The sequence below is a fragment of the Synechococcus sp. H55.10 genome (genome assembly GCF_047502715.1).
In the GTDB taxonomy this organism is placed as follows: Bacteria; Cyanobacteriota; Cyanobacteriia; order Thermostichales; family Thermostichaceae; genus Thermostichus.
Window position 1 is genome coordinate 1 of the sequence record NZ_JANSJJ010000052.1, and the last position, 11,281, is coordinate 11,281.

Consider the following 11,281-nt stretch of genomic DNA (forward strand, 5'->3'; position numbering starts at 1 on the left):
GCCCTAGAGGCGACCCCTCACCCCCGGCCCCTCTCCCTGAGGCCCTCACCCCCAGCCCCTCTCCCTCAGGGAGAGGGGAGCTAGGACTTGACGTAGCGAGCGGCTTCGTCAGTTATATTCCAGTGGCCATAGCTTTTCTGGGAAGTGCTCCCCTCAGCCCAAAGTCTTTCCGGTGTAGTTTTCAATGCAGCGCAAGAACAGCTCCACGCCAATGCCGAGAGCAGCTTCATCAAAGTCAAAGCGGGGATGGTGATGGGGATAATCTAGTCCTTTGGCAGGGTTGGCGGATCCCAGGAAAAAGTAGCAGCCGGGCACCTCGTTGAGGAAAAACGAGACATCTTCCCCGCCCAGGGTCATCTCAGGAACGATCGCGGCTTCTGAACCAAACACCTGGCGGGCGGCTTGTTCTACCAGGGCTGCTATGGCAGGGTCATTGTGAACCGCCGGATAGCCCCGCTCGTACTGGAACTCGTAGGTGGCCCCGTAGGCTTGGCAAATGCCGGCCACGATTTCTTCAATACGCCTTGCCAGCAAATCCCGCACTTCCGGCTGAAAGCTGCGCACGGTGCCCCAAATCTCTGCCCTGGGAGCGATGACGTTGAAAGTATCGCCGGCCCGGAAGCGGCCCACCGTCACCACCGCTGGCTGCAGTGGATCCACGTTGCGGGAGACGATGGTCTGCAAAGCGCTCACAATGTGGGATCCGACCACAATGGCATCCACCGTCTGCTGGGGAAGAGCGGCATGGCCGCCCCGTCCAATGACCTCGATTTGAAAGCGATCGGCAAAGGCCATCGAGGGGCCACTTTTGACGCCAATGGTGCCCAGAGGACGGTTGTTCCACAGGTGTAAGCCGAGGATGGCTTCTACATCTGGGTTCTTCAGCACCCCCGCTTCCACCATTGGCTTGGCTCCGCCGGGACCTTCTTCAGCGGGCTGGAAAATGACTTTGACGGTGCCTCTGAGGCTTTGGCGCTGCTGCTGCAGCAGCTTGGCGGTGCCCAGGGCAATGGCCGTGTGGCCATCATGGCCGCAGGCGTGCATAACGTTGGGGATGGCGGAACGGTATTCGACTTCGTTGGCCTCGTGAATGGGTAGGGCATCCATGTCGGCCCGCAGCGCCAAAACCGGCCCTGGCTCTTCTCCCGCGATGGTGGCCACAATGCCGGTGTGGGCGATGCCGGTCTGGTGCGGGATCCCCCAACTTCTCAGGCGGTGGCTGATGTAGGCGGCAGTTTGCTTCTCTTGGAAACCCAGCTCTGGGTACTTATGCAAGTGGCGGCGCCAGGCCACCAACTCCGGCTGTAAGGCTTGAACGGCGGGGCGAAGGGCGGGAACTTCCATAAACGCCTAGACAAGAGTCAGCCTGGGGAAGAGCTTCCTTCCCAGTTGGTTTCCCAGAAGCTGTTTAGTTTAAAGTTACATGTCGGTTTCATAGAGTATGGCAAAAATTTTGCCAGGGCTGTTTCCTCCTAGGCCCACCGGGATCCCGTTTCTGGCGGCAGATCTTGCCAGCGGCCCGGCCCCACGGCGCGCAACGCCTCCGGCAGGGAGATGGCTCCTGAGTAAAGGGCCTTGCCCAGAATGGCTCCGGCCAAACCCGGCAAGCTCAGCAGGGCAAGTAAGTCCGTCAGCGAGCCGATGCCCCCAGAGGCAATCACCGGCAGGCGGGAAACATCCAGAACCTGCCGCAACTGCTCCAGGTTGGGGCCGGCCAGGGTGCCATCCCGGCCAATGTCGGTGTAGATGATCCCGGCAGCCCCTTGAGCTTGTACCCGTTGCACCAGTTCGGTGGCCGGCAGGGGGGTGGTGTTCAGCCAGCCGCGGGTAGCCACCTGCCCTTGGCGGGCGTCAATCCCCACCCAGATGCGTCCTGGCAAGGCCTGAGTCATCGCCTCTAGAGTGTTGGGATCCTCCACAGCGACAGTGCCGACGATCACCCGATCTACCCCCAAGTCCAGCAACTGCCGCGCCTGTTCGAGAGATCGGATCCCGCCCCCCACCTGCACCGGGATGGCCAGTTTGCGGACGATGTCTGCAATGATGGGCAAGTTAACCGGATCCCCGCTTTTGGCCCCGTCCAGGTCTACCACGTGCAGGCGAGGCGCCCCTTGGGCAGCCCAGATTTCTGCCTGCTGGATGGGGTCGGCGGCCACCTGTTCCGCCTGGGCGTAATCGCCTTGGTAAAGACGCACGGCGCGGCCCTGCAAAAGGTCGATGGCGGGGATCACCTCGAGAAAGACACTGGCGTGAGGCATGATGGGATCCCTGGAGAAGAGCTTTTCCAGTATCGCCCAGCGGGGATCCTGGACAAGGGCAGCGGATAGGAAAACCTTTGGGGCGACCATGAACGCGCGTCAACTGGCCCTCTTGGCTCTGCAGAAGATCGAGCGGCAAAACGCCTACGCCGACCTGGTGCTGGAGCACCTGTTGGCCCATAGCCGCCTGATCCCCGCCGACCGGCACCTGGTCAGCGAGCTGGTGTACGGCGTTACCCGCCGTCGCCGCACCCTCGATGCCCTGATCGACTGCTTTGCCCGCCGCTCTGCCCACCAGCAACCGCCCGACTTGCGGCTGATTCTGCACCTTGGCCTTTACCAACTGGCTTTTCTGGATCACATCCCCCCCAGCGCCGCCATCCACACCAGCGTGGAATTGGCCCGCCAGGTGGGCCTGGGATCCCTGACAGGGGTGGTGAACGGCATCTTGCGTGCCTACCAGCGGCAAGCGTTGGATGGGGCGGAAAAGGATCCCCTCAAGCCCTTACAGGACACGCTGCCCACGGATCCGATTCAGGCCTTGGGGATCCGGCACAGCTTTCCCGACTGGCTGGTGCGCCTCTGGTGGGAGCGCCTGGGGCCAGCCGAGACCGAGCAGTTGTGCGCCTGGTTCAACCGAGCGCCCCACCTGGATCTGCGGGTTAACCCGCTGCGGGCAGATGTGAACAAAGTCATTCAAGCCTTGGCAGAAGTGGGGATCCCCGCCTCACCCATCCCTGAGGTGCCGGGCGCCCTGCGGCTAGGGCGGCCTGCCGGCGATATCAGGGCCCTGCCGGGCTTTGCCCAGGGCTGGTGGAGTGTTCAGGATGCCAGCGCCCAGCAGGTGGTGCATTGGCTGGATCCCCAGCCAGGGGAACGGGTGATCGACTGCTGTGCCGCCCCCGGCGGCAAGACCACCCACATGGCCGAGCAGATGCAGGATCGCGGCGAGATCTGGGCCCTGGATCGCCATCCCCACCGCCTGCGGCGCCTAGAGGAAAATGTGCAGCGCTTAGGCTTGCGCTCGATCCGTCCCCTGGCCATCGACCTGTTATCCCTGAGCGCCGCTGCCGAACCCCCCGCACCCCTGCCCCCCTGGCAGAGCGCCGACCGGGTGTTGCTGGACGCTCCCTGCTCCGGCCTGGGAACCCTGCACCGCCATGCCGATGCCCGCTGGCGCCAAACCCCCGATCAGGTGCAGGAGCTGGCCCATCTGCAGGGTCGGCTGTTGCAGGTGGCAGCCCGTTGGCTCAAGCCGGGCGGACTGTTGGTGTACTCCACCTGCACCCTGCATCCTGCCGAAAACGAGGCGGTCATCCAGTCTTTTCTGAACCGGCATCCCCACTGGGCCGCCGAAGGGGATCCCCTGCTCATCTGGCCCCATCGCCAGGATCGGGATGGATTTTTTATCCAACGGCTGCGCCGCTGCGATTAAGCCTTCCCCGTTCCATCTCTCCTCTTCCTCCGCATGGCTTCTGAGCTCCTCACCAGCCCAAAAAACCCTTGGATCCGGCAGTTGCGGCAGTTGCACCGCAGCAAAGGCCGGCGGGAACAGGGCGCCTTCTTAATAGAGGGATCCCACCTCCTCGAAGAGGCGCTGGGGGTCGGCTGGCCTCTGCGAGCTGTCTGCTACACCTTCGATTGGGCCGAGCGTCATCCCCAGTTGTTGGCCAGCCTGCCCCAGCATCTGCGGCGGCAGGCCGTCAGCCTAGAAGTGATGGCGGCCCTCTCTACCACCGAGTCTCCGGAAGGGGTTGTAGCTGTGGCCGTTAGCCGGCAAATCGCCTCCCCTCCCCCAGAGGCGTTGCGCCTGGGCTTGGTGGTCGAAGCCCTGCAAGATCCAGGTAATTTGGGATCCCTGATCCGCGTCGTGGCGGCCACCGGAGCCGATGGCCTCTGGCTAAGCGCAGACAGCGTCGATCCGGAAAACCCCAAAGTCCTGCGGGCCTCCGCCGGCCAGTGGTTTCGCCGCCCGCCGCAAGTCTTGCCCGACCTGCCCACCTGGATCCAGGCCTGTCGTCGCCAAGGGATCCAAGTTTTGGCCGCCACCCTCTCCCCTCTGGCCACCTGCCATTGGGATCACGACCTCACCCGGCCAACCCTTTTTCTCTTGGGCAACGAAGGGGCTGGCCTAAAGGCATCCACCATCCAGCAGGCCGATGCCCAGGTGCGGATCCCGATGGCCGAGGGCGTCGAATCCCTCAACGTGGCCATGACAGGGGGATTGCTGCTCTACGAAGCTTTGCGCCAGCGGCGAGCCCAGTTGAGAGACACAGCTTAAAGAGCCGCCCTCGTTTCACAACTCCTCATCTGCAAAGATGGGGGCCTCAATCTCTTCCTGCTCTCCCTCCTCCATCCCCCCCGGTCGGCTGGCAGAAACCGTTACCCCTGCAGAAAGTTTTTCCCGCACAGCCGCTTCCACCTCCGCCAGGATCTCCGGCTTTTCTTTCAGGTAAACGACCAGATTGTCTCTCCCTTGGGCCACATTCTCCTCTTTGTAGCTGTACCAGGAACCGCGTCGTTTGAGAATGCCCATCTCCTCAGCCAAATCGACAATGCAGCCGATGTTGGAGATGCCCTGGCCGAAGATGATGTCAAATTCTGCCCGCCGGAAGGGGGGAGCAACTTTGTTTTTCACCACCTTGACCCGCGCTCGGATCCCGTATTCTTCAGCACCTTTTTTTAGAGTTTGCACGCGGCGAATATCCAGCCGCACCGACGCATAGAACTTGAGGGCATTGCCGCCGGTGGTGGTTTCCTGGGGGCCGTAGCCCATGCCGCCGATTTTGGAGCGCAACTGGTTAAGGAACAGAACAATTGATCCGGTTTTGCTGACGTTGCCGGCAATCTTGCGCAGTGCTTGGCTCATCAGGCGGGCCTGTAGTCCCATGTGGGCATCTCCCATATCCCCCTCGATCTCGGCGCGGGGAACCAGCGCTGCCACCGAGTCCACCACCACAATGTCCACAGCAGCAGATCGCACCAGTTGATCGACGATCTCCAAAGCTGCCTCCCCCGTGTCTGGCTGGGAGATGAGCAGATTCTGGATATCCACCCCCAAAGCTGCTGCATAAGTGGGATCCAGCGCGTGCTCGGCATCCACAAAGGCGGCTGTTCCCCCTCGTTTTTGCACCTCGGCAATGGCGTGCAGAGCAACCGAGGTTTTCCCAGAAGATTCCGGCCCGAAGACTTCGATGATTCGCCCCTTGGGGTAGCCACCGCCCATGGCCAAGTCGAGGGTGATAGCGCCGCTGGGTATGGTCTCCACCCGCATCTGGGCCGCATCTCCCAAGCGCATGATCGCCCCTTTGCCGAAATTGCGCTCGATCTGGCCCAACACTTGATCCAGAGCTTTGCGTTTCTCCGACTTCAACTTGTCCAAGTCGTCTCCATTGTTCACGGCAGCAGCTTTGCTTCGGGTCATGGCCAGCACCCTCCCCCAGGAGTTGCGGTGGAAAATCGAGCCTGCATTCTAACATTGTCGCCTTGTTGCCCTCAGCGGATCCCTCTCCTCTGTATCTCCCTCCAATTGCAGTCAGCTCGCACCTTGCCTCAGTTCCCAGCTCCCCTCTCCCTTAGGGAGAGGGGCTGGGGGTGAGGGTAGCTCCCTCAGGGAGAGGGGCTGGGGGTGAGGGCAGCTCCCTTAGGGAGAGGGGCTGGGGGTGAGGGTAGCTCCCCCAGGGAGAGGGGTTGGGGGTGAGGGTCGCAGAATAGGTAGAGTGAGCTAGAAAGACCAGTTCAGGAATACCGCCGTGCTCATGACCCTGGTGTTGCAATCCCCCGGTCCAATTGTGTTCACCTGGGGCCCCTTCAGCCTGCGTTGGTATGGCCTGCTGATCGGCTTAGCCATGGTGCTGGGCTTGCTCCTGGCCCGCCACCTGGCGGCACGGCGCGGTCTTCCCCCCAATTCCATGTCTGATCTGCTGCTGTGGCTGGTAGTGGGATCCCTGCCCCTTGCCCGTTTTTACTACGTGGCTTTTGAGTGGGAGCGATATCGAGATGGCCCTTGGTGGAAAGTCCTGGCCCTCTGGCAGGGGGGGATGGCCATCCATGGCGCTTTGCTGGGGGGCAGTGCGGCACTTTACCTATTTGCCCGCCGGCAGCGGCTGAACTTCTGGCTGCTGGCCGATTGCATCGTTCCTTCCCTCAGCCTTGGCCAGAGCATCGGTCGCTGGGGCAACTTCTTCAACAACGAGGCCTATGGAGAGGTTTTGCCTCCGGATAGTTCTCTGTGGATCCAGCTACAGCTCCCCGACGGATCCCGTGTGCATCCCACTTTTCTGTACGAGTCCCTCTGGAACTTGGGCCTCTTCGGGATCCTGCTCTTTTTGAGCTATCGGCGTCAGCCTCCGCCTGGTAGCCTCCTGGGTCTCTACCTGCTGGGGTATAGCCTTGGACGCTTCTGGATCGAGGGGCTGCGCACCGACAGCCTCATGCTGGGATCCTTGCGAGTGGCCCAGGGAGTGAGCCTGTTGCTCATCGGAGCTGGCTTGGCCGTGATGCTGACCGCCCAAAGACGTGCTTCTGCTCACCTAAGCCCAGTGAGGCCCTCACCTGATCTCTCGACAGGGATCCCCACCCCTGAGCACCCCTCGAAGGAGCCGTAAGCCATGGCGAGCGCACGAGATGAAGAGCTTTGGCAACAAGCTTCTCCTCTGGTGTTGCCCTCTGCCGCTGCCACCCAATCGCTGGCGGCCCTGGTAGCCCAGGCTGCCGTTCGCCTCCTTGACTCTTCAGGCCAGCAACACAACCCCCAGGGCAGGAGCAGGATAAACCCCCCTCCCGGCCTAGTGATCCTTCTAGAAGGGAACCTGGGCAGCGGCAAAACCACCTTTGTACAGGGCCTAGGCCAGGGCTTGGGGATCCCTGAACCCATCGACAGCCCCACCTTCGTGCTGCTCCAGGAATACCACACCGGACAGATCCCTCTCTTTCATTGCGATCTCTACCGTCTAGAGTCTGCCCCTGGCGGAGCCGAGTCCTCAACTCTCGACGATCTGGGGCTGGAAGAACTTTGGAGCCAAGTTGGGATCACCGCCATCGAGTGGCCTCAGTACCTGCCCTACTTGCCAGCAACCTATCTCTGGCTGCGCCTAGAACTCCATTCCCAGGAAGAGGGATCCCGCCTGCTGTACGCCAAAGGCAAAGGATCCCAGCTCGCCCACCTTTGGCAGCAAGTGCTCTCTCAATTGAGTTAGCAAAACATTCAAAAAAAGAGCGAATTTCTATCCATAAGGTATAGTCACTCGCAACTAGGGTAAGCTACCCAAGTGGTGACAAAAGTTTTCTAGATCTTTGTAGTCAAAGGTTCGATACTTGGATATATTATCGTTGTTAAGATAGAATATCTACTCTAGGAGAGACTTTCGCAGATCTTCGCTGGTTGACCAGGACAGTAGCAGTACTAAGTCAACCAATTCGAAAATATAGACTCCTAAACTACCGATGATCAAACTACTATCAGTTTTTCATCTCCTCTCTGCTCCGGCAAGGAAATAACTTGACAAACAACTGGATTATAGATCACACCATTTTATATAAGACTTCATCCCGCTTTGCGGCCAGATTCATAAGCATAGTTAGTTAGCAAAGTAGAGGTTGACTTTCGATCGCAGTTAAGACCTAAAATTGCTAATTCGTATTGTTCCCATCTCCTTGCTATAAGTGCAAACAAGGGCATTTTTCTTGCTAGAGGTACTATTTTGAATCTTCTTGTCAATTCGGGAAAAGACCCCCGATTTTCTCCTAAAATCTAGATCCGGCAAGGCTAGGCTGGTGATGGCTCACTCCAAGGGATTGCGCACAAAGCTTTACATTTTCGGCCAGCCAGGGAACCCCAGAAAATCAGGTAGTCCAGCGGCTCGTAGGGGAGAGACCCTCCGAAGACCTTTATTCATTGTTTGACGGTAGCATCCAAAGAGTACACCCGTAGGCTGTCTTTTTTGAGGTTCAGCAGAGGCAGCCACAACCGTTCTAGCTTGTCTTTCAGCTTGGCAGTGTCCAGCGGGCATTCAAACACCGAGTCCTACCCCTACTGGCAGCACTGCTCCAAGCACTTAGCCAGTCCCTGCCTACGTGTGTTATAATACGGCGGTGCTGTGACTGGATTACTGCCTACAACTACGAGAGCCATAAGCGGAGGATAAGTTATGGGCGACCTAAAAGCTGAAACTTTAGAGCCTCGCGTTCTCCTCAGTTGGCCAATACGGCCGAATTATATCCCACCTCCCATTTTCTCTAGCCGACAAGTAACTTTGTGCCCAGAAGGAATTGCAAAAGGCCTTGGCTTTAGCTATATTACTACCTCCGAAGACTTAGTTGAGTCCCCCTTAGGAGACTATGATATTTACGAGTTTGCGCAGGAATCAAATCGTATTAAAGATAAAGATTTTGATTTGGTTATTGTCTGGTCATCCGTCTTTAGCTCGAGAGTTTTAGGCACTAAGAAATTCGGCTGTCCAACTGTTTTGTTGGCTGGAGATACCCATCACGGGAGACCACTTGGAAGTAGTATTCAGCTTACGGAGCATTATCTCTCAAATTTTTTAAGCTATTGCAGACAAGAAGATTTTGATTATGTGGTGACCCCTCATAATCGCCATCACTTGCACTGGTTTGCTGCAACAGGTTTCAAGAATGTAGCATGGCTACCTCTCATATCTATGCGTACCATTGCTCATGAATGGATAGAAAATAAAGAGAAAAAGGTTGCTTTCCTAGGTCATCTGAGCCCGATTCATCCAAGACGCTGTTTCCTAGTCGGTGCTCTAAAGCAGCTTGAATTACCCTTGGTTGTCAAACAAGGGTCTAGAGAGGAAGCAGCCCATCTTTTTGCTCACTCTTTAATCTCCTTAAATTGTAGCTTAAATGGCGACATTAACTTTAGGAATTTTGAGATTATTTCTGCAGGAGGTTTTTTGCTCACAGATCGCCTTTCATTTGCTTCTGGTTTTGATGAGTATTTGGTTCCTGGCCTGTATTGTGATGTTTACAGCTCTCTCTCAGAGCTGATAGAGAAGATCAAGTTTTACCTGGAGAACCACGAGCTGGCTATAGAGATGGCTAAGCGAGCCCACGAAAAGTTTTTTTCAGAATGGCATCCTAAGTACAGAGTAGCTAACCTAATGGACTGGGTATTTAAGGGGGAATTGCCAGATTTTTACAAGGGGAAATCTGAGATTCGCTTTTTTATGAGCACTTCTCACAGCGATCTTATAGATACGAGGCTGGCCATCTATGAGCAAGTTCAGGATCTACATCAGTTTCAAGAGCAGCTAAAAGTTCTTGTCAGCCAAAGCTGTCCTCCGGTAATTGTGGCAGATTTGCTAGACTTGCCAAGGTTACAACTTTACGTCGAGTCTGGCTTCGCTATCTCCGATCTGCCAAACGACGAAAGAATCTTAGCTCGTATACAGGTGATGGATAGTGATTGCTGCTTTAAAGAGAAATGGGATGTTTTGATTATCAAGAGAAATGACCAACTGACAAGCTATGGATCTGCCTTCATCTCTAAGTTTGTTTTTATTTTAGGAAATAAAAACGAGATAGTGTTTTCTAATATGATAAAGCCAAGGTCAACTTAGCAGCTAATCCGTCTGGAAGTAATGATGACCGAACAATATGGACAATTTGCGTGCTCAAGTCAAAGTAAATAAACCGTGAAATCTTGATTTGCCAGAGTGCCGCCATAGAATGCGTCCTGGCTAATTTAAAGCAGTTTTATGAGATTTTCTCGACTTTGTGCCGCAACTCATTGTGTTTAAGAGTAGATGGGCATGACTTGAATCATTTTTCTGAACAACTTTACCTCGTAACAACCACATTAAGATGATTAAGATGATTGCAACATTGCAGACGGAATCTTTGGAAAATTCTAGCGATGAAGGTAGTCAAGATAGGACGAAAAGGCAATCTCAAGCCAAATCAAACAGCAATACTTCAGCACCATCTTTGCTAAAAAGATGAATCCCCCCTTCCTGAGCAATAGCTACGCCATCTCCTTCTTGCAAGGGCAGCCCGTTCAGAGTCGCATTGCCCCGAGCTACCTGCAGCCATGCGTAGCGCTTCTCATCCAAGCGTTGGCTGATGGCGTGTCCTGGCTCAATCAACGCCGCATAGAGATTCACGTCCTGATGCACAACCACGGATCCCTGGCGCCCATCCCGAGAGGCAATCAAACAAAACTCATTGGGATGCTCTGCCAAACCCGTCGCTTTTTGTTCATAACTGGGCTCCAAGCCCTCCTGCTCCGGCAAAATCCAGATTTGCAGCAGATGCACCTCCGCCTCCGATGAGGGGTTGTACTCGCTGTGCTGGATCCCTGTGCCTGCCGTCATTCGCTGAATTTCGCCAGGACGGATCACGGATCTCGTGCCCAGGCTATCCCTGTGCTCGAGGATCCCTTCCAAAACATACGTAATGATTTCCATGTCTCGATGCCCATGGGTCGGGAAGCCAGCGGAGGGGCCAATCCGGTCATCGTTAATTACTCGCAAGGTGCGGAAGCCCGTGTAGCGAGGATCATGGTACTCTCCAAAGGAAAAGGAGTGATAGGTATCCAGCCAACTGAGCCGAACGCGACCCCTCTCTTCCCCCTTACGCAAAGTCAGCATCGCATCCTCCACAAAGCCCGGCCTTTGAGGCCATGCTAATAGTACAAGCCTAAGAATGTCAATACACAAACAGTTTTAGCCGCTATTTTCTCCACAGGGTAGCCGTCGGGGGGTGATTTTGGTGGTGGGTGGGTATTGACATTTGGGTTTGGGTGGGGGTAGGGTAGTAAAGCGCCAATGAGGCCACCAGCCACGGCGCCCCAGAACCTTGACAAGTAGCAACAGCAGTCAACCATCCGGGGACAGAAAGCTTCTGACGGCCGAGGGGCCGCGGGGGCGCTGTTCTGACAAGCATTCAACCCTGTCAAGCAAGCTTTGAGACAAACTCTTGGAGTAAGACGGAGAGTTTGATCCTGGCTCAGGATGAACGCTGGCGGTATGCTTAACACATGCAAGTCGGACGGACACCTT

General features: G+C 56.5%; 10 protein-coding genes and 1 rRNA gene. 6 read left to right on the top strand and 5 right to left on the bottom strand.

Annotated features, from left to right (window positions below):
* Positions 1–153 precede the first annotated feature (153 nt).
* Together NW858_RS04545 and hisA are read right to left on the bottom strand one after the other, a co-directional pair.
* Positions 154–1,344: a M20 metallopeptidase family protein gene (locus tag NW858_RS04545; protein WP_414338886.1), complete on the bottom strand. Its 1,191-nt coding sequence runs from the start codon at positions 1,342–1,344 to the stop codon at positions 154–156.
* 128 nt (positions 1,345–1,472) lie between these two features.
* A complete protein-coding gene (hisA, locus tag NW858_RS04550) occupies positions 1,473–2,258 on the bottom strand; it encodes a 1-(5-phosphoribosyl)-5-[(5-phosphoribosylamino)methylideneamino]imidazole-4-carboxamide isomerase (protein WP_414519997.1) in 786 nt (261 codons plus the stop codon).
* A gap of 88 nt (positions 2,259–2,346) precedes the next feature.
* Here hisA and NW858_RS04555 point away from each other — a divergent pair, with 88 nt between their 5' ends.
* Positions 2,347–3,693, top strand: coding sequence for a 16S rRNA (cytosine(967)-C(5))-methyltransferase (locus tag NW858_RS04555; protein ID WP_414519999.1), 1,347 nt, complete (start codon positions 2,347–2,349; stop codon positions 3,691–3,693).
* A 33-nt stretch (positions 3,694–3,726) separates the two neighbouring features.
* On the top strand, positions 3,727–4,539 hold the full coding sequence (locus NW858_RS04560; protein WP_414335762.1) for a TrmH family RNA methyltransferase: 813 nt from the start codon (positions 3,727–3,729) through the stop codon (positions 4,537–4,539).
* Positions 4,540–4,554: 15 nt separating this feature from the next.
* Here the strand turns inward: NW858_RS04560 and recA are convergent, their stop codons facing one another.
* Positions 4,555–5,682, bottom strand: coding sequence for a recombinase RecA (recA, locus tag NW858_RS04565; RefSeq protein ID WP_414376251.1), 1,128 nt, complete (start codon positions 5,680–5,682; stop codon positions 4,555–4,557).
* A gap of 334 nt (positions 5,683–6,016) precedes the next feature.
* On the opposite strand from recA, the gene lgt reads away from it, so the two are divergent.
* Positions 6,017–6,865 (top strand): prolipoprotein diacylglyceryl transferase, encoded by an 849-nt coding sequence (lgt, locus tag NW858_RS04570; RefSeq protein WP_414347756.1) that lies wholly within the window; start codon positions 6,017–6,019, stop codon positions 6,863–6,865.
* 3 nt (positions 6,866–6,868) lie between these two features.
* Positions 6,869–7,456 carry a tRNA (adenosine(37)-N6)-threonylcarbamoyltransferase complex ATPase subunit type 1 TsaE gene (gene tsaE, locus NW858_RS04575; protein ID WP_414520002.1) on the top strand — a complete coding sequence of 196 codons (588 nt, stop codon included), beginning with the start codon at positions 6,869–6,871 and terminating at the stop codon, positions 7,454–7,456.
* A gap of 695 nt (positions 7,457–8,151) precedes the next feature.
* Here tsaE and NW858_RS04580 read toward each other — a convergent pair.
* On the bottom strand, positions 8,152–8,277 hold the full coding sequence (locus tag NW858_RS04580; RefSeq protein WP_414520004.1) for a CRISPR-associated endonuclease Cas2: 126 nt from the start codon (positions 8,275–8,277) through the stop codon (positions 8,152–8,154).
* Between the two features lie 130 nt (positions 8,278–8,407).
* On the opposite strand from NW858_RS04580, the gene NW858_RS04585 reads away from it, so the two are divergent.
* Positions 8,408–9,841: a glycosyltransferase gene (locus NW858_RS04585; RefSeq protein WP_414349274.1), complete on the top strand. Its 1,434-nt coding sequence runs from the start codon at positions 8,408–8,410 to the stop codon at positions 9,839–9,841.
* 330 nt (positions 9,842–10,171) lie between these two features.
* Here NW858_RS04585 and NW858_RS04590 read toward each other — a convergent pair whose 3' ends face one another.
* A complete protein-coding gene (locus NW858_RS04590) occupies positions 10,172–10,870 on the bottom strand; it encodes a pirin family protein (protein ID WP_414520006.1) in 699 nt (232 codons plus the stop codon).
* A 335-nt stretch (positions 10,871–11,205) separates the two neighbouring features.
* On the opposite strand from NW858_RS04590, the gene NW858_RS04595 reads away from it, so the two are divergent.
* Positions 11,206–11,281, top strand: a 16S ribosomal RNA gene (locus NW858_RS04595); the annotation flags it as partial.

Excerpts from the sequence above, each read along its gene's own strand:
- NW858_RS04585 (WP_414349274.1), top strand. The coding sequence starts at position 8,408 with ATGGGCGACCTAAAAGCTGAAACTTTAGAGCCTCGCGTTCTCCTCAGT.
- NW858_RS04560 (WP_414335762.1), top strand. The coding sequence starts at position 3,727 with ATGGCTTCTGAGCTCCTCACCAGCCCAAAAAACCCTTGGATCCGGCAG.
- NW858_RS04545 (WP_414338886.1), bottom strand. The coding sequence starts at position 1,344 with ATGGAAGTTCCCGCCCTTCGCCCCGCCGTTCAAGCCTTACAGCCGGAG.
- tsaE (WP_414520002.1), top strand. The coding sequence starts at position 6,869 with ATGGCGAGCGCACGAGATGAAGAGCTTTGGCAACAAGCTTCTCCTCTG.
- recA (WP_414376251.1), bottom strand. The coding sequence starts at position 5,682 with ATGACCCGAAGCAAAGCTGCTGCCGTGAACAATGGAGACGACTTGGAC.
- lgt (WP_414347756.1), top strand. The coding sequence starts at position 6,017 with ATGACCCTGGTGTTGCAATCCCCCGGTCCAATTGTGTTCACCTGGGGC.
- NW858_RS04590 (WP_414520006.1), bottom strand. The coding sequence starts at position 10,870 with ATGCTGACTTTGCGTAAGGGGGAAGAGAGGGGTCGCGTTCGGCTCAGT.
- hisA (WP_414519997.1), bottom strand. The coding sequence starts at position 2,258 with ATGCCTCACGCCAGTGTCTTTCTCGAGGTGATCCCCGCCATCGACCTT.
- NW858_RS04555 (WP_414519999.1), top strand. The coding sequence starts at position 2,347 with ATGAACGCGCGTCAACTGGCCCTCTTGGCTCTGCAGAAGATCGAGCGG.